This window comes from Halomonas caseinilytica (assembly GCF_001662305.1).
Classification (GTDB): Bacteria; Pseudomonadota; Gammaproteobacteria; order Pseudomonadales; family Halomonadaceae; genus Halomonas; species Halomonas caseinilytica.
In genome coordinates this window covers 1-16,610 of record NZ_BDEP01000007.1, presented here as the reverse complement: position 1 = coordinate 16,610, position 16,610 = coordinate 1, and the positions used below count along the sequence as shown (strand labels likewise).

At 64.4% G+C, this 16,610-nt stretch carries 17 protein-coding genes; 11 read left to right on the top strand and 6 right to left on the bottom strand.

Translation table 11 applies throughout. From position 1 onward, the window contains the following. Positions 1-24 precede the first annotated feature (24 nt). The 3 genes from A9O65_RS04575 to A9O65_RS04565 all read right to left on the bottom strand — a co-directional run bounded on the left by A9O65_RS04575 (position 25) and on the right by A9O65_RS04565 (position 4,564). On the bottom strand, positions 25-1,161 hold the full coding sequence (locus A9O65_RS04575; protein WP_064701497.1) for an extracellular solute-binding protein: 1,137 nt from the start codon (positions 1,159-1,161) through the stop codon (positions 25-27). Then, a complete protein-coding gene (locus A9O65_RS04570) occupies positions 1,148-2,860 on the bottom strand; it encodes a chloride channel protein (RefSeq protein ID WP_064701496.1) in 1,713 nt (570 codons plus the stop codon). Before A9O65_RS04570 ends, A9O65_RS04575 begins: the two co-directional genes overlap by 14 nt. Positions 2,861-3,169: 309 nt before the next feature. Further along, on the bottom strand, positions 3,170-4,564 hold the full coding sequence (locus A9O65_RS04565) for an aminotransferase-like domain-containing protein (RefSeq protein WP_064701495.1): 1,395 nt from the start codon (positions 4,562-4,564) through the stop codon (positions 3,170-3,172). A gap of 98 nt (positions 4,565-4,662) precedes the next feature. On the opposite strand from A9O65_RS04565, the gene A9O65_RS04560 reads away from it, so the two are divergent. Continuing rightward, entirely contained in the window at positions 4,663-5,262 is a 600-nt protein-coding gene (locus A9O65_RS04560; RefSeq protein ID WP_137055321.1) for a LysE family translocator, read from the top strand. Here the strand turns inward: A9O65_RS04560 and A9O65_RS04555 are convergent. Continuing rightward, complete coding sequence (locus A9O65_RS04555; RefSeq protein WP_064700303.1) at positions 5,249-5,662, bottom strand: RidA family protein; 414 nt, start codon at positions 5,660-5,662, stop codon at positions 5,249-5,251. The genes A9O65_RS04560 and A9O65_RS04555 overlap by 14 nt on opposite strands. Before the next feature lie 108 nt (positions 5,663-5,770). Continuing rightward, the gene (locus tag A9O65_RS04550; RefSeq protein ID WP_064701494.1) at positions 5,771-6,676 is read right to left on the bottom strand and encodes a cation diffusion facilitator family transporter; all 906 of its coding nucleotides are present in this window, start codon (positions 6,674-6,676) and stop codon (positions 5,771-5,773) included. A 187-nt stretch (positions 6,677-6,863) separates the two neighbouring features. On the opposite strand from A9O65_RS04550, the gene A9O65_RS04545 reads away from it, so the two are divergent. The 10 genes from A9O65_RS04545 (at position 6,864) to A9O65_RS04500 (ending at position 15,219) form a co-directional block, all read left to right on the top strand. Then, positions 6,864-7,217: a DUF1428 domain-containing protein gene (locus A9O65_RS04545; RefSeq protein ID WP_064700301.1), complete on the top strand. Its 354-nt coding sequence runs from the start codon at positions 6,864-6,866 to the stop codon at positions 7,215-7,217. Between the two features lie 62 nt (positions 7,218-7,279). After that, positions 7,280-7,756, top strand: coding sequence for a VOC family protein (locus A9O65_RS04540; protein ID WP_064701493.1), 477 nt, complete (start codon positions 7,280-7,282; stop codon positions 7,754-7,756). A gap of 144 nt (positions 7,757-7,900) precedes the next feature. After that, positions 7,901-8,383 (top strand): GNAT family N-acetyltransferase, encoded by a 483-nt coding sequence (locus tag A9O65_RS04535; protein WP_064700299.1) that lies wholly within the window; start codon positions 7,901-7,903, stop codon positions 8,381-8,383. A gap of 3 nt (positions 8,384-8,386) precedes the next feature. Next, a complete protein-coding gene (locus A9O65_RS04530) occupies positions 8,387-9,289 on the top strand; it encodes a LysR family transcriptional regulator (RefSeq protein ID WP_064701492.1) in 903 nt (300 codons plus the stop codon). 105 nt (positions 9,290-9,394) lie between these two features. After that, a complete protein-coding gene (locus A9O65_RS04525; RefSeq protein ID WP_064701491.1) occupies positions 9,395-10,792 on the top strand; it encodes an amidase in 1,398 nt (465 codons plus the stop codon). A gap of 47 nt (positions 10,793-10,839) precedes the next feature. After that, positions 10,840-11,073, top strand: coding sequence for a hypothetical protein (locus A9O65_RS04520; RefSeq protein WP_064700296.1), 234 nt, complete (start codon positions 10,840-10,842; stop codon positions 11,071-11,073). After that, positions 11,066-12,583: a sodium:solute symporter family protein gene (locus A9O65_RS04515; protein ID WP_064701490.1), complete on the top strand. Its 1,518-nt coding sequence runs from the start codon at positions 11,066-11,068 to the stop codon at positions 12,581-12,583. Before A9O65_RS04520 ends, A9O65_RS04515 begins: the two co-directional genes overlap by 8 nt. 39 nt (positions 12,584-12,622) lie before the next feature. Continuing rightward, positions 12,623-13,048 (top strand): N-acetyltransferase, encoded by a 426-nt coding sequence (locus A9O65_RS04510; RefSeq protein WP_064701489.1) that lies wholly within the window; start codon positions 12,623-12,625, stop codon positions 13,046-13,048. A 57-nt stretch (positions 13,049-13,105) separates the two neighbouring features. Continuing rightward, positions 13,106-14,770, top strand: a complete 1,665-nt coding sequence (locus tag A9O65_RS04505; protein WP_064701488.1) for a dihydroxyacetone kinase subunit DhaK — start codon at positions 13,106-13,108, stop codon at positions 14,768-14,770. Between the two features lie 62 nt (positions 14,771-14,832). Next, entirely contained in the window at positions 14,833-15,219 is a 387-nt protein-coding gene (locus A9O65_RS04500; RefSeq protein ID WP_064701487.1) for a tautomerase family protein, read from the top strand. 372 nt (positions 15,220-15,591) lie between these two features. Here the strand turns inward: A9O65_RS04500 and A9O65_RS04495 are convergent. Beyond that, positions 15,592-16,610: integron integrase (locus A9O65_RS04495; RefSeq protein WP_369691732.1), on the bottom strand; the 1,019-nt coding region annotated here is incomplete at its 5' end.

The following is a 16,610-nucleotide window of genomic DNA, read 5'->3' as shown; positions in this document are numbered from 1 at the left end:
ATATGAAGAAACGCGGATAGTTGCTCACCGCGCCTCGCTGTCCTTGCGCTCATCGAGCAGGGCCTTCTGGAAGTAGTCGTCGATGCGGGCATGGCTGCGAGCGTACCAATCGTCGTCCTTGGTGATGGCGCGCTCGGCATTCAATGGATGGGTGGGAATGTGAAGGCGCATGTCGACGCCGCTGTCGGGATGATGGGTAACTTGCAGGGTAGCCGAGCGACGCGAGGGGCCGTAGGGGATGAGCCGGGCCAGGGCGGCCTGCCGTTCGCTGGAGGTGGCGAAACGGATGAAGTCGCGGGCGATGTCGGGATGGGCAGCATACCGGGGCACAGCCCAGGTTTCGTGCTCCTGGACCTGGCCGTCCCAGAGAATGTCGATAGGCAGGTCGCGGTTGATCATGGCGTCGAAAAAGCGCCCATTGTAGCCCGAGGCCATGACCACTTCGTTGTCAGCGAGCAGTCGGACCGGGGTGTCGCCGGCCTTCCACCAACGGAGGTTTTCGAGGCTGTCGATTCGTTCGAAGGCGAGCGAGAGGCCACGATGCGTGCTGAGCAACCGATAGATTTCTTCCCGAGGCACGCCATAGGAGAGCAGCGCCCACTCCAGGTTGACCGCGGGCGTGCGTTGCAGGGCGCGAGGGCCGGGGAAGCGCTGCTGGTCGAAGAGATCGGCGATCTCGGTGGGGCGCCGACCGGGAAAGGCATCGCGGCGATAGGCGACGACGGTGGCGAAGACCGAGTGGGTGATGGAGCAGCGATTCAGGGCACCGTCGATGAAGTCGCGTTCGGCGGGGGTACCGTCAGGCGCGGGAGCGGGCAGATCGGGCGACAGTGGCTCGAGCAGCTGCTCGGCGCAGGCGGACTTGGCCTGGCTACGGGTCATGTCGATCAGGTCCCAGGGCACCTTGCCTTCGGCCACGGCGTGGCGCAGCTCGGCGATATCGCCGTCGTACTGATGGACCTCCACCGGAATGCCCGTGACCTCGGTGAAAGGTGCGAACAGGGCGCGCTGCTGGGCCCGCTCATAGGCGCCGCCCCAACTGAGCACGGTCAGTGCGTCGACCGGGGTGTTATCGCCGTGGGGCGAGGATGCCAGCAGGAGCATCATGCAGAGCAGCGCGCCAGAACAGGCGCGGCGTATGCCGTGATCAACCCGTGCCATGTTCCTCCCGTCGCAGTGCTTCGCTGTGCTGCAGGTAAGCGCGAGCGATACTTGCCTCATAGACCACGCCGAGGAAGGCATCGCCGGCCTTGTCGTCGACCACGGCGATCGCCTCGCCAGTGACGTCCTGGAGTTGGTGCATGGCCTCCCACACCGAGGCTTCCGGTCCCAGCACTGGGCGTGGGGTGCGCGGGCAGTCGCGGACCTGGCGCCTCCCCCGGTCGCGTTCGCGCATGACCTCGAGGTCGGCCAGTGTCACGCTGCCCCGATAGCGGCCCTTGTCGTCGACCAGATAGGCCTCGCCGTGACCTCCATGGCCGAGGATTGCCACGGCATCGTCAATGCGCGTGCTCGGTTGCAGGGTCACGCAGTCCTGGCTCAGCAGGTGCTTGAGTCGAGCGCTCTGCAGCAGGGCCCGGCCACGTCCGGCCGAGAGATCCAGGCCGCGCTTGGCGAGCTGGATATCGAAAAGTGAACGGCCGAACAGTTGCGCGGCGATGGGGCTGGCCAGGGTCACGCTGGCCAGGGCGGCGGTGGTCAGTACGTAGCTGCCGGTGAGTTCGAAGACGATCAGCAAGCTGGTCAGCGGGGCTCCGATCACCGGCGCGGTCACCGCGACCATGCCGCATACGGCATAGAAGACGAAGGTGTCGCCGGCCAGGCCGGCATTGCCGATCAGGGTGCCGCACAGCGCACCGAACAGCGTACCGATCACCAGCGCAGGACTGAACACGCCACCGCCGAAGCCCATGCCGATGCACAGTGCCGTGGCGACCAGCTTGAGCAGCAGGACGGTGACCAGCTCGATGCCGTCGAAGGCGCCTTCGATGGTGGCGAAGCGCAGCGTCTCCTGCCCCATGCCGAGAATGTCCGGCACCCAGAGGGCAACGAGGCCGAGCGCCGCGCCGGCCAGGGCAGGGCGCAACGAAGGCACCACCGGCAGCCGGCCAGCCCAGCGGCCGACAGCGAGAATGGCATGCATGTAGGCACCGGCCACCAGGGCACCGAAACCGCCGATGACGATGAAGGCTGCAAACTCCCAGGGACGCGGGACGGCAGTGTCGCTCACGTGGAAGAGGGCGCCGCTCGACAGCACGTTGGTGGCGATGACGTGTCCGACGATGGCGGCGGCCGCCACCGGGGCGAAGGCTCGCAGCGCATAGTGACGCAGGACCACCTCGTGCGCGAAGACGATGCCGGCCAGCGGCGCGTGAAAGGCCGTGGCAATGGCCGCCGCCACCCCGCAGGCGATGGTCACGTTGTCGTCGGAGCGTCCCAGTCTGAGCCATCTGGCACTCAGCGAGCCCAGGCTGGCGCCCAGGTGCACCAAGGGGCCGTACTGCCCCACGGAAGCGCCGGCACCGAGCGAGACCAGCCCGGACAGTGCCGAGAGAACCCCGGCCCGAGCCGGGAGACGACCGCGACGCGTCTGCACGGCGGCAATCACGTCGGCGGGGGTGTGGGGGTGACGCTCGCGGATGGCGCGGTGCAGTTGTCCCACCACCAGGCCGCCGAGAGCGGGAACCAGCACGGTGGTGATGGCCAGCGCCTCGGGGTGAGCGAACATCATGCGTCCGCGCGGCGAGATCAACAGCGCGTCGTTGAGCCAGAGCACCGCGCTCACGAAGCCCACGGCGGCAAGCGCTGCCAGGCCACCGATCAGCGCGCCCAGCACCACCAGGCCGAGAAAACGCAGCATGCCCCGTGCCCCCTGAACCGGCTGTTCGGGGTCGCTTGCATGGCTTGTTTTCGGCTCGCCTGCCACGTCGATGCATCCCTGTTGTGTATGGTGCTGCTTTTCGCTGGCACTTTTCAGACATTGCCTAGGCCATGTGTAGGGGGAATCTCGAGAATGGGCAAGCGGGGGCTGTCGTTGCCGGCGCGGGGACAGAGGCGTGCCGGGGAGCGGGCTCGGAACCTGCGAGCGCGTGAATGGCGACGCGGCGGAGTTCGGTCGTGTGGCAGGTGCTAGCCCGGCGTCGTTGAATCAGGGTGAACCGAGCGTGGGTTACATGGTGTGCCAGGGTGAGCAGGGCGGCTCCGCCAACGTCTCGAGAATGATGCACAGGCCTCGGTCGAGTTCTTCCTGGCTTGCCGGTGGCCCCAGACAGAGGCGCAGCGCCTGGGGAGCTGGCTCGCTGCCCACGCAAAAGGGTTCCGGCGTCGAGACACGCACGCCGCGTTGGGCGAGCAGTTCCTGAACCTCGCTGCCCCGTCGGCCGGCGGGCAGGGTGACCCAGAGATTGGAGGAGCGCTCGCGGCCGCTGGTCGGGTAATTCGCCAGTCGTTGTCGGGCCAGGCGCTGACGGGCCTCGAGTTCGCGGGTCTGCCAGTCGAGCAAGCGGCGGCTGGCGTCGCTGGCGATCCAGCGGCAGGTCGTCTCCACCATCAGCGGTGGCACCATCCAGGTCTGGGCGCGCAGGGCACTGCCGATTCGCCCCAGCAGCGGTTCGGGAAGCTCCAGGGTGCCGATGCGCAGACCGCCGGCCAGCACCTTGGAGGTACTGAAGATGCGCAGGGTTCGTTCCGGGGCCAGCTCGATCAACGGCGTGCCCCGGTCGGCCTCGGGTAGATACTGGACGTTGTCCTCGATGAGCCAGAAATCGTGCTCGCGAGCCAGGGCGACCAGTCGTTCCCGACGCGCCTCGGTGAGGCAGGCTCCGGTCGGGTTGTTCTGCTCCGGTGTGGTATAGACGAGCCGTGGCGGTTGGCGGGCGCAGAGGCGCGCCAGAGCGTCGATATCCATGCCCTGTTCGTCCAGCGGCACGCCCAGCAGCTTGAGGTGCGCCTGTCGGGCCGCGCCGATGAAGCCAGGGTAGGTGAGGGCATCGGCGGCGACCAGCTCTCCCGGCCGCGTCAGGGCCTGGAGGGCGAGCGTCAGGCCATGCTGGCCGCCCTGGGTGATGACCAGCGAGTCGGGGTTGGCCGACATGCCCAGCCGACCGAGCCACTCGGCGAGCTGGTGGCGATGCCCTTCCAGGCCGTATTCCGGCTGGTAGTCCACGGCGCGCTGCAGGCTCGCCGAATCCTCGGCCAGGGTGAGCAGGGTGTCGCGCAGCCCTTGCGGGCGCAGCGGGTGGGGCGGTGGCAGGCTCATGCTCATGTCGACGACGCCGTTCTCGACCGGCTGGCCGGCGCGAAAGGTGGCCGTCGATTCGGCCTCCCGGTGCCGCACATAGGTGCCGCTGCCGACCCGGGATTCCACCCATCCCTGGCGTTGGGCCTCGGCGTAGGCGCGGGTGATGGTGCCGATGGTCACGCCGAGCTGGTCGGCGAGCCGGCGCTGGGGCGGCAGGCGTTCGCCCGGTGCGAGTTCACCTCGGGTAATGGCATCGGCCATGGCGTCAGCAATGCGACGGTAGCGCGGGCCGTCTTCGGGTAGCTCGGGTGTCCAGATTGTCATGGTGACAATAAAACCTTTGACGCCAAATTTGTCCCCATTATGCTCAGAGAAATGCGAAAAGTTAACCCAATCCGCCTTGATTGTATGGGTACAAAATGATGGACACCCTGACGCTTCTGGGCCCGGTGACCCTGTTCATGATCTCGATGACCATCACGCCCGGCCCCAACAACGTGATGCTGACCGCCTCCGGCGCCAACTATGGCTTTCGGCGTACCATGCCGCATCTGCTGGGCATCCTCGGCGGATGCTTCGTGCTGTTTGCCGCCGTCGCCCTGGGGCTTGGCATCGTCTTCGAGCGCTATCCGATGGTGCAGACGGCGCTGCAGGTCATCGGCAGTCTGTATCTGTTGTACCTGGCCTGGAAGATCGCCACCGCGCCGCCGCCCGAGTTCGATGATGTCGAGGGGCGGCCCTTCGGGTTCTGGCAGGCGGCGGCCTTCCAGTTTGCCAATCCCAAGGCGTGGGTCATGGGGCTGACGCTGATGGCGAGCTTCCTGCCGGAAGGGGGCAATACGGTTGTCAATGCGCTGCTGCTGGCTGCCTTCGCCGAGCTGGTGGCGCTGCCCTGCATTTCCCTGTGGGCAGGGTTCGGCATGGCCATCGGTCGCTGGCTCAAGGGGCCACGCTCATGGCGGATCTTCAACGGCACCATGGGCGCGCTCACCGCGGCCTGCGTGTTCTTCATCCTCGGTTGACGGCGAGGTCGTCATCGTCCGAGCGTCGTGCCACCAGGGTGATCTCGACGTTGGCACCGTCCAGCAAGGCCGGTGACTGGGTGCAGGTGCGGGCCGGGTAATGTGGCGACTCGAAGAAGTCGGCGTAGGCCGCATCCAGGTCATGGACCTTCTCGAGGTCGGTCAGATGTACATCGGCGCGCACGATGTCGGCCAGCGTGCAGTCCACTGAATCGAGCAGATGCTGCACGCGACGCATGATCCAGCGGGTCTCCTCGCCCACGTCGCCGAGAATGGCCTCGCTGCCCTGAATGTCGGCCGCCGTCAGGCCGGAGAGGTACACATAGCGATCGTCCAGCACGACATGGCTGCCGGGGAAGGTCGGCGTCGGCAGGGTGGCGTCGTTATGAAAAGTCGGCATCTTGGCTCCTGTTCCATGGCATGGCCTTTCACGCCCTGCGACAGGAGCCCGTGCCGAGAGGTTCCTCGTCGCGAGCGCCGGCACTATATTCGCTCAGATACTATTCCACTAGAGCCAGCGTGTATCGGCGGTAAACGCTACGGTGAACCAGCGATGCTCGGCAGGGATGCTCAACCCGGTGGCAATTGCCTCGCGGACCTCGTCGAGCTCGGCCACCCCGCGTTCGGCAGCGAACTCCGGGGTGGTGACGATGTGAATCTCGATGAAGTGGCCACGACCGCTCTTGGCCACGTGGCTGCGGTAGTCGAGCAGCCCTTCGCGTTCCATCACCGGGGCCATGGCCGCATGCACTTCCCGGTCGATGGCGCTCGGTGCGATCAGAAACACCTCCTTCATGGCCCGACGCATGATGCCGATGGGCACCGGCATGAAGGCCACCGTCAGGATCGTCAGCAGCAGCGAATCGACGTAGGGCGTGAGATGGGCGTAGGGCGTGCGCTGGAGGATCAAGGCGACGATGAAGGCTGCCAGCAGGGCGCTGGTGATCAGCGCTGCCATCAGCCAGCTATGCATGTCGATGCGCACGAACTCCGAGTCGATGCGACGATTGAGGCGGCGTTGATAGGCGGTCATGGAGAAGCAGACGGCGGCCACGACCACGGCATAGACGCTCGCCAGGCCAAAGGCCAGCTCATGGCCGCCGGTCATCAGCCCTTGGACGGCATTGAGGAAGGCATAGAAGCACAGCAACAGCAGGATGGCACCGTTGAGTGCCGCCACCAGCGGTTCCAGATGCCAGTAGCCGTGCTGGAAGCGCTGGCTGACCTCCCGGGCGATCAGCCGCGTGACCACCAGTGCCAGCGTCGACATGGCCGCGTCGATGGTCGAGAAGACCCCATCGAAGAGAATCGACCGGGACCCTGCCAGTAAGCCGAAGGTGACCCCGAGGCTCGAAACCAGCAGGGTCATGACGATGGATACCTTGAGGGCGCGTTGTTCGAGAGCGGATGACATGGGGCGTTCGTCTGATGATCGAAAACCGTCAGTCTAGCCGAGGCCCGGTAGCAGGGCAGTACCCCAAAGGGCATATGACCATGCCGCAGAGCTTGTCGATTTGCGTGTTCCCGAAACGACCCATGAAGGCAGCGACGGCAATGTCTGTCGTCGCGCGTCATTTCAATGTCGAACAGGGGAGCACAACATGACATATGTCGATGGGTTCGTGGCTGCCGTTCCTACTGCCAATCGGGAAAAATACCTGCAGCATGTCCGCGATTGTGCGGCGGTATTCAAGGAATACGGCGTTCTCAAGCTGGTGGAATGCTGGGGCGATGACGTGCCCGAGGGCGAAGTCACCTCCTTTCCCATGGCCGTGAAGCGTCAGCCGGATGAAACCGTTGTCTTTGGCTGGATCCTCTGGCCTTCGCGCGAGGTACGCGATCAGGCCATGCCCAAACTCATGGAAGATCCGCGTCTGCAGCCCGACGTCAATCCCATGCCCTTCGACGGCAAGCGGCTAATCTATGGGGGGTTCGAGGTCATTTTCGACGAATAGCCAGTCCTGTTGTTCCTTCTGGTTCATCAAGCGGCAGGCCAGCCTATCGAGAGGAGGCTTTCATGCAGCGGATCACTCCCTTCCTGTGGTTCGATGGTCAGGCGGAAGAAGCGGCTCGCTTCTACGTCTCGGTATTTCCCGATTCCCGCATCGAGCGGGTGGTGAAGGCGCCGACCGAGACGCCGAGCGTGTCGGCCGGCGAGGTGCTGCTCGTCGAGTTTACCCTGGACGGTGCGCGTTACGCCGGACTGAACGGTGGCCCCGGCGTGCCGTTCAACGAGGCGGTGTCGTTACATGTCGATTGCGCCGACCAGGCCGAGGTGGATCACTACTGGGAAGCGCTGAGCGCGGGTGGTCGCACGATCCAGTGCGGCTGGCTCGAGGACCGTTGGGGGCTTCGCTGGCAGGTGGTGCCCACTCGGATGCATGAACTGCTCAGTGACCCCGATCCCGAGCGCGCCCGGCGGACCATGGAGGCGATGATGCAGATGGAAAAACTCATCATCGCCGACCTGGAACGCGCCGCAGACGGTGGGTGAGAGCGTGGCGGGCCAGTGGCTGAGAGGTGGCTTCAGCCCTGGCGAGCGGCGCCGAGAACGGGGATACTGTGGCGTTTCGCCGTGCCGCCCCTGTGCCAGGGGAACACCGGCATCGCCACGCATCGCTGACAGGAATTCTCCGCCATGGACTCAGGCCTGCCACTCGTCCGTATCGACGCCCATTCGCCGCATGTTGCCACCCTTGCTGGCTGGACCCATGCCGAATGGGGCCACCTGAACCCTGGTCGCGACCTCGCCGCCACCATCGGGCATTTGCGCGGCGACTGCGGCTCGGCTGGCGTGCCCTCGGTGTTCGCCGTCATGGACGGCGAGCGGCCGGTGGGCATGGCCAGCCTGGTCGTCGACGACATGAGCGACCGCCGTGAGCTGACGCCCTGGCTGGCCTCGGTCTATGTGCTGCCTGAATGGCGCGGTCGCGGCATCGCCTCGCGGCTGGTGCGCCGGGTGGAGGAAGAGGCTCGAGCGCATGGCGTCGAGCGTTTCTATCTCTACACGCCGGACCAGCAGGCACTCTACCGCCGGCTGGGCTGGCAGGACGTCGAGCAGCGCGAATATCGCGGCGAGATGGTGACCATCATGCAACGCGACCTCCCGGCTCCGGTCTGAGCCATGCACTGGCGAGCCCTGCGCTACTTCGACACCGTGGCCCGCTGCCATTCGCTGCGCGAGGCGGCGGCCCGGCTGCATATCGCTCCGACGGCCATCAGCCGCCAGATCGACCTGCTGGAGCACCAGCTCGGGGCGCCCTTGATCGAGCGTGGCCCCGGTGGCATCCGACTCACCGCCGCGGGGGAGTTGCTGGCGATCCAGGCGCGCCGCACCTTGCGCGATCTGGAGCGGGTGCAGGAGCACATCAGCGACCTCAAAGGTCTGCGTACCGGCAAGGTCAGCCTGCGAGTGGCCGAAGGCGTGGTCTCCGGGCTGCTCGTGCCGGTGCTGAGCGAGCTCAACCAACGCCATCCGCAGCTGCAGTTCGACATTCAGATCGCCAGTGCCGGCCAAGTCGTCGAGGCGCTGCGCAGTGGCGATGCCGACATCGGCCTGACCTTCTTCATGCCCCGCCACGACGACATCCAGCCGTTCGCCAGCAGTCGCCTGGAACACCATGCGGTGATGGCACCCGACCATCCACTGGCGGGGAGGGCCGAGCTGCGTCTGGCCGAACTGGCCGACCATTCCCTGGCGCTACCCGATGAGCACTATGGAGTGCGGCAGGCACTCGACGAGGCGGCACGACGCCAGGGCGTGAAGCTCAAGCCCATCTTTCACACGGCCTCTCTGGAAACCCAGAAGGCGTTGGCCATGTCGGGCGCCGGGCTGTTGATCCTGCCGCCCATGGCGGTGGCTCGGGAGTGTCGGGACGGCCAGCTGGTCAGCGTGTCCCTGGCCCGGGGCGAGCTCGAACATACCCGGCTGGACCTGTGCCTCCACCGGCATCGGCAGCGCAGTTTTGCCACCGAAGCCTGTCTCGGATTGCTGGCCGCATCGCTTCAGACGCTGGGCGAGTCTTGAAAGGGTGCACACAAAAAGTGGACGCCCTGGTATCAGAATTGTAATGGCAGTAGACACCGCTTGGCACCAAGCTGAAGGCACCGACAACAACGCCAAGAGTGAAAGATGCCAGAACTCTACCTGATGACGGCCACTCAACTGCTGGATGCCTATCGCCAAAAGAGGCTGTCGCCTCTGGATATCGCCGAGGCGCTGATCCGGCACATCGACCGCTGGGAGCCTCACCTCAATGCCCTCTACGGCTACCGGGCAGAGACCTTTCTGGACGCGGCGCGTGCCTCGAGCGAACGCTGGACGCGCGGTGAGCCCAGCGGCCCGCTGGATGGCATACCAGTCACCCTCAAGGAACTGATTGCGACGCGTGGCATGCCGGTGCCGAATGGCACGGGTCTGGGCTCACAGACACCGGCCACCGAGGATGCGCCACCGGCGGCGCGACTGGCCGAGGACGACGCACTGTTGATGGCCAAGACGACCTGCCCGGATTTCGGCATGCTCTCCTCGGGCCGTTCCTCCTTTCATGGTACAACCCGCAACCCCTGGCGGCTCGACTGCAATCCCGGTGGCTCGAGCGCCGGGGCTGGGGCCGCGGCGGCGGCCGGCTATGGCCCCTTGCACGTGGGCACCGATATCGGCGGCTCGGTGCGCCTGCCCGCTGCCTGGTGCGGCGTGGTGGGGTTCAAGCCGACGCTGGGGCGCATTCCCATCGATCCCTACTATGTGGGGCGCTGCGCCGGCCCGATGACCCGCAGTGTGGACGATGCGGCCCTGATGATGACGGCCCTGGCACGTACCGACCGTCGCGACGCCACGCGCCTGCCGCCGGAATCGATCGACTGGACGGACCTCGCGTGCGACGTCTCGGGGCTGCGCATCGGCGTGATGCTGGAGGCCGGCTGCGGCTTGCCGCTGGACGACGAGATCGCCACCGCCGTGGAGGCTTCCGCCGCGCGACTCGAGGCGGCCGGCGCCACCCTGGTGCCGCTGGCGCCGGTGCTGACCCGTGAAATGCTCGATGGCCTGGACCGCTTCTGGCGTACTCGCCAGTGGAGCGCTCTGGAGGCGCTGACGCCCGAACAGCGTGAGCGCGTGCTGCCGGCGATCCTCGCCTGGGCCGATGATGGCGGGCGGATCAGTGGTGTCGAGGCGGTGCGCGGCTTCGAGCAGACCCTGGCCATGCGACGCACGACGGAAGCCGTGTTCGATGATGTCGATGCCGTGATCTCGCCTACCACGCCCAACGTCGCCTTTCCCGCCGACTGGGTCTCGCCGACCAATGATCCGCAGCAACCCTTCGAACACATCGCCTACACCGTGCCGTGGAACATGGGCGAGCAACCGGCGCTATCGCTCAATGCCGGGTTCTCCAGAGAGGGCATGCCGCTCGGCGTGCAGTTGATTGGCCCGCGTTTTGCCGACCATCGTGTGCTCAAGCTGGCCAAGACTCTGGAGACGCGACTGGCGCTCGAACCGCGTTGGCCGTCACCGCCCGTCGCGCAGTAAGCTTCTCGGTCAATTGCCTCGTCTCGTCATCGTGGGAGATCCGCATCATGTCTCGTCTTGTCGTCCTGCCCACCTGTCGCGCCGGATGGGCGCTGCTGGTCGCCTTCATCGCCGTGGTGGCGGCTGGCATCTGGCCGGTCATCGGCTGGGTGAACCGCGCCGTGCTGATATTGGGCCTGCCGCTGCTGGTGGTGTGGAGCTATGTGGTGATCTTCGCCTGCTTCGCCGTCATGCTGATCGCCAATCGTGTCCTCGAGCGCAAGGAGGACCACCATGACTAGCCCCTGGCCGTTGCTCATCACCCTGGCCTACGTTGCTATCGCCATGTTCATCGGCCTGCGTGCCCGGGGCGGGCGGCGCATGAACAGCCTCGAGGAGTGGGGTGTGGCCGGGCGCAGCATGGGCCCGGTAACGCTCTACCTGCTGATCGCCGCCGGCAGCGTCAGCGCCTACACCTTCATGGGCGCGCCGGGCTGGGCCTACTCGAAAGGCGTGCCGGTATTCTACGTGGCCGTCTATCTCGCCTACCTGGCGCTGGTGGCCTGGTACGTCGGTCCCAAGGTGTGGCAGTTCGGCGAGCGCTTCGGCCATGTGACCCAGGCCAGCGCCATTGCCGACCGCTACCAGAGCCCGCTGTTGGGCGCCCTGGCATCGCTGGTGATGTCGATCGGCTCGATCGCCTACGCCGTGCTGCAGACCATCGGCTCCGCCTACATCCTCAACGTGATGAGCGGCGGGGCGATTCCGATATGGCTTGGCGTGCCGCTGGTGCTGGCCTGCATCGCCGTCTACCTGTTCGTCAGCGGCCAGCGGGCCATCGGCCGGACCAACGCCTTCCAGGGCGTGCTGATGCTGGTGGTGGCCTGGGCCGTGGGGCTCTGGGCATTGCACAGCGCTACCGGTGGGCTCGATGTCGGCGCGCTGTTCACGCGGCTCCAGGCCGAGCACGGCGAGTTCCTGACCCTGCCTGGCGCCGGCGGCGACATGAGCTTCAGCTTCTGGACGACTTCCGTCATCGTCTCGATGTTTTCCTTCATGCCGCCGGTGTGGACCCAATGGATGAGCGCTTCCTCGGCGCGGACCATTCGGCGCAGCGCCACCTGGCTGCCGACCTACTACGTGGTGATCCTGCCGATGGTGGTGGTGGGCTTCATCGGCATCTTCGCGCTGCCCGACCTGGCCCGCGCCGACACCGTGGTGCTGGAGTACGCCATGCAGCACCTGCCGGTCGTGCTGGTCGGGCTGCTCGGTGCCGGCACCCTGGCCGCCTCGATGTCCTCCAGCGAGCCGTTCATCCACTCGGTGGCACTCTCCTGGAGCCGGGACGTGCTGCAGCCGCTGTTTGGCCTCTCCGACGCCTTCACCGGGAAGCTGGCGCGCTGGATGATCCTGCCGCTGATGGCCCTGGTGATCGCCCCGCTGGCCATCGCCGAGCCGGGCAGCCTGGTGATGATCTTGCTGGTCGGGCTAGGCTTCGCCACCCAGGTGATGCCGGCCTTCATCGGCATGTTCCTGTGGCCGCGCGCCTCCAAGCTGGGCGTGCTGGCGGGCATTGTCGCTGGGTTTCTGGTGACCGTGGCCTTCACCACGCTGTGGAAGCACCCGCTGGGTATCCACGCCGGCTTCTGGGGGCTGATGCTCAACCTGCCGGTGTTCGTCATCGTCTCGCTGGTGACCGCGCCCACCCAGGCCGATGTCGTCGAGCGCTTCTTTCGTATCGCCGCCCCTCATGGCCTTACCCGACTCGGCGGAGGACACGTCGCCCAAGCCAGTGACTGCTTGCAGCAGTAAACAAACAGCATCTTGAGTTTCAGGGAGTAAGACAGCGATATGATTCGCGCGTATCGGGAAGCGGATATCGATCAAGTCCTGGACATCTGGCTTTCAGCATCAATTAAGGCCCATGGGTTTGTCGATCCAGAGTTCTGGGAGTCGAAAGTCGGTGAGATGCGCGACAGGTATATCCCCGCTTCGGAGACATTCGTCTATGAACGCAATGATCGAGTCGTCGGGTTCTATAGCCTGTTCGAGGACACCCTGGCGGCCATCTTTGTGGATCTCGACCTGCAGGGAAAGGGGATCGGAGCAGCCTTGCTTGATGATGCCAAGGGCAGAAGAGAGAAACTGCGCCTGACGGTCTACAGAGAGAATGCGCCAAGCGTCAGGTTTTATGAGAAGCATGGTTTTGTTTCGCTTGGCGAGCAGGTCGATGAAAATACCGGTCATGCCGAAATTGTCATGGGATATCGTGTCTGACCATGCGTAAACTGTGGGCTTTAATGTACTTCGTCCTTGTGGGCCTGCGGAGAACTTATGGAACGCTTTTATAACGCGCCCGAGCGTGTCGTCGACGACATTCTTCATGTAACGGCTGCTACCGCGGATCTGCGTATTGCCGAGCCGGAAAGCGGTCTGCGGATTCTGGTCAGGGGCGATTGGGACAGACAGCGAGAGGGCAGCCGGCAGGTAGCCGTGCTATCCGGCGGCGGTGCCGGCCATGAGCCCGCCCATGCCGGCTTTATCGGCGATGGCATGCTGACCGGCGTCATTTCCGGCAATCTGTTTGCCTCGCCCAGCGTCGAGCCGATTCTGGCGGCCATCCGTGAAGTCTGTGGCGATGCCGGTTGCTTGCTGGTGGTCAAGAATTACACCGGCGATCGGCTGAATTTTGGCTTGGCGGCCGAGCGTGCTCGTGGCGAAGGGCTCAATGTCGAGATGGTGATCGTCGCCGATGATGTCGCCATCGCCGAAGCACCGCAGCCACGCGGTATCGCCGGCACACTGCTGGTACACAAGCTGGCCGGTTATCTGGCAAGCCAGGGCGCGTCGCTTGCCGAAATTCAACAGCGCACCCGGACACTCTGCGAACGGATGGGATCACTGGGCATGGCGCTCAAACCCGCCGCCCAGCCCGGTCAGCCGGCATCAACGCGTTCCCCCGAGCTGGGGCTGGGCATTCATAACGAACCCGGTACCCGTGCGGTCGACCCTCAAAGTGCGGATGACGCGATGCGCCTGGTGCTGGAGCCGTTGCTCCAGGCCGTGGCGCCTGTGTCTGCCCCTGGTTCGTCGTTCGGCACCGCCTGGGTAGCCATGCTCAATAACCTGGGCAGTTGCTCGTCCCAAGAGATGGGTGTGCTGGCTGAGAGCCTGTTACGCCAACTGGGGGAGGAGCGGGTCAGTCATCTGATTGGCCCCGCGCCGCTGATGACCTCGCTCGACATGCACGGTTTCTCCGTCACGCTGGTGGCCAGCGAGCCCGAGCTGATCGAAGCGCTGACAGCACCGAGCACGGCGCCGGCCTGGCCGGGTATTCAGGTGGTGCGCAACGTTGTCACATTCAAGCCGGACACGGCACAAGGCAACGCAGCCCTGCTCGAGAATGCCCCACAGGATGCCGAGTCGACGGCGGTACTGTGGCGGGTGACCGAGACATTGCGCGAGTCGCGTGAGGAACTGGACGCCCTGGATGCCAAGAGTGGTGACGGCGATGCCGGGGCCAGCATGCAGAGTGGCGCCGACAGCATCGCCAAGGCACTCGACGCTCAGCGCCTGGACACTAGCTCCCTGTCTCCATTATTCACGGGTATCGGCCAGCTACTGGCTCGCGACATGGGCGGTTCCAGCGGCGTACTGCTGTCGATCCTGTTTACGGCGGCAGGCGGTGCCCTGGAGCGCGGTGACAATCCAGGGGAAGCGCTCGCGGCGGGCGTCAGGAAAATGCAGGAATACGGCGGTGCTCGAGCCGGGGATCGCACCATGCTCGATGCCCTGATACCGGCGATCGAGTCGTTGCAACACGGCAATACGCTGGCGGAAGCCGCCCAGGCGGCGCGCACCGGTGCGCAAGCCACCGCCTCGCTGACCACGGCCAAGGCGGGGCGCTCGGCCTATGTGCCGGAGAGTGCGCTGGAAGGCATCGTCGACCCCGGTGCCGAAGCCGTAGCACGCGTATTCGAGGCATTGGCGCGACCATAATGTGATATGGCCGTCGGACATCTTTCCCGTCGAAGGCGGCGTTATACCGTACAGGAGACATCGTGATAGTCATCTATGGCATCAAGGAACATCTGAATCCCATCAAGGCACAGCTCTCCGATGTTATCCATGGCTGCATGCAGTCGGTACTGGGAATGCCGGAGGACAAGAGGGCGCATCGTTTCATTCCGATGGACGCCGAAGACTTCTACTACCCGGGTGGCCGAACGCCGGCCTATACGGCCATAGAAATCAATATGATGCAGGGACGCTCGGCGGAGACCCAGAAAGCCTTGATCAAGACGATCTTTCAGCGCCTGGAGGCTGAGGTAGGTCTCGCCCCCGTTGATGTGGAAGTGACGCTCAAGGAACAACCTCCGCACTGTTGGGGCTTCCGAGGCATGACCGGCGACGAGGCGCGAGACCTCAAATACTCGGTCAAGGTATAGCCATAGCACGTTACTGGAATGCCCTGATAGGCGAGAGCGGCCTGCATCCCGCCCATCCCCGCTTTGCACTTATATGCCCGGTTGATTAGGCTCACAAATGCAAGGCGACCGAGATCGCCGTGATAACGACACAATCCAGATACGCGATGCATAGTCAGAAAAGTCGACGAGCGAAGGTTAGACTAGGCGAAAATTTGCGAAAGATGCGGAGTTTACAGAGGTAAATGAGCATTTTGAGCGGATTTTCAACGCCGTATAACCGAGCACAGGCACTTTTCTGACCATGCATAGGGACTACCGCGGGAAGATGGCCAAATTGTCATTGCATCGTGCAGGGTAGGTGGCGGTAGCGTGCCTGAAACTTTTTCCTCCTCACCCCAGGGGACCGCGTACACCCGCGAATTCGCTGCCGAGGACGTGCGTATAAATCTGGGTCGTCTCGACGCTCTTGTGCCCCAGCAACTCCTGAACCGTGCGGATATCCGTACCCTGACTCAACAACTGCGTCGCGAAACTATGACGGAGTGCATGGCAGGAACCGGGACGCTGCAGTGAGGCGGCTCGCATGGCCCGTTTGACAGCCTTTTGTACTGCTGAAGGGTGGATGTGATGGAGCACAACGTCTCCTTCATCATTGAAACAAGGACGGCTGGCAGGAAACAGCCATTGCCAGGACAGCGAGAGTCCGGCAGTGGGGTATTTGCGATTCAGAGCATGGGGCAACGAAACAGGAACACTGGCTTGTTTCAGGCGGTATCCAAGCTGATCCCTGGAGGTGTTGATCTGCTGCTGTAATGCGGGAGCGCAAGATGACGGCAATAGCGTGGTGCGATCTTTATCGCCCTTGCCAGCCCTGACAGTAATGACTCGTCGATCAAAGTCGATATCCCGTACGCGCAGGCGGCAGGTCTCGAGTACCCTCAAACCAGAGCCATACATCAAGGTGGCCATCAGGTGCATGGGCCCCGAGAGGTTATCCAACACTCGCATGACTTCGTCGTGAGACAGCACGATCGGGAGTCGGCGTGGACGCTTGGCGCGCGAGAAATCACCAATGTCGCCCAATGGTTGATCCAGGACGTGACGATAAAGAAAGACTAAGGCATTCAGTGCCTGGTTCTGAGTAGCCGCTGCAACATGCCGCTGGATTGCCAGGTGTTCGAGAAAGGCATGCACTTCGGATTCTCCCATGCTTGCAGGGTGGCGCACCCCGTGGAATCGTATGAAAAAGCGAATCCAGTAGCAGTAGGTCTTCTCGGTGCGGGGACTGTAGCGCTTCACCCGCATGGTCGCCTTGACCCGGTCCATCAGCTTCGGCGGCCTGGTGTGCATGTCCATACCCATATCCGTTGCTTTTAATATGGATGTATGTGGCTCTTCATCTATTTCAG

What these genes read in the sequence shown, in the direction of transcription:
- A9O65_RS04575 (WP_064701497.1), bottom strand. Translation starts at nt 1,161, where the DNA reads ATGGCACGGGTTGATCACGGCATACGCCGCGCCTGTTCTGGCGCGCTG.
- A9O65_RS04570 (WP_064701496.1), bottom strand. Translation starts at nt 2,860, where the DNA reads ATGCTGCGTTTTCTCGGCCTGGTGGTGCTGGGCGCGCTGATCGGTGGC.
- A9O65_RS04565 (WP_064701495.1), bottom strand. Translation starts at nt 4,564, where the DNA reads ATGACAATCTGGACACCCGAGCTACCCGAAGACGGCCCGCGCTACCGT.
- A9O65_RS04560 (WP_137055321.1), top strand. Translation starts at nt 4,663, where the DNA reads ATGGACACCCTGACGCTTCTGGGCCCGGTGACCCTGTTCATGATCTCG.
- A9O65_RS04555 (WP_064700303.1), bottom strand. Translation starts at nt 5,662, where the DNA reads ATGCCGACTTTTCATAACGACGCCACCCTGCCGACGCCGACCTTCCCC.
- A9O65_RS04550 (WP_064701494.1), bottom strand. Translation starts at nt 6,676, where the DNA reads ATGTCATCCGCTCTCGAACAACGCGCCCTCAAGGTATCCATCGTCATG.
- A9O65_RS04545 (WP_064700301.1), top strand. Translation starts at nt 6,864, where the DNA reads ATGACATATGTCGATGGGTTCGTGGCTGCCGTTCCTACTGCCAATCGG.
- A9O65_RS04540 (WP_064701493.1), top strand. Translation starts at nt 7,280, where the DNA reads ATGCAGCGGATCACTCCCTTCCTGTGGTTCGATGGTCAGGCGGAAGAA.
- A9O65_RS04535 (WP_064700299.1), top strand. Translation starts at nt 7,901, where the DNA reads ATGGACTCAGGCCTGCCACTCGTCCGTATCGACGCCCATTCGCCGCAT.
- A9O65_RS04530 (WP_064701492.1), top strand. Translation starts at nt 8,387, where the DNA reads ATGCACTGGCGAGCCCTGCGCTACTTCGACACCGTGGCCCGCTGCCAT.
- A9O65_RS04525 (WP_064701491.1), top strand. Translation starts at nt 9,395, where the DNA reads ATGCCAGAACTCTACCTGATGACGGCCACTCAACTGCTGGATGCCTAT.
- A9O65_RS04520 (WP_064700296.1), top strand. Translation starts at nt 10,840, where the DNA reads ATGTCTCGTCTTGTCGTCCTGCCCACCTGTCGCGCCGGATGGGCGCTG.
- A9O65_RS04515 (WP_064701490.1), top strand. Translation starts at nt 11,066, where the DNA reads ATGACTAGCCCCTGGCCGTTGCTCATCACCCTGGCCTACGTTGCTATC.
- A9O65_RS04510 (WP_064701489.1), top strand. Translation starts at nt 12,623, where the DNA reads ATGATTCGCGCGTATCGGGAAGCGGATATCGATCAAGTCCTGGACATC.
- A9O65_RS04505 (WP_064701488.1), top strand. Translation starts at nt 13,106, where the DNA reads ATGGAACGCTTTTATAACGCGCCCGAGCGTGTCGTCGACGACATTCTT.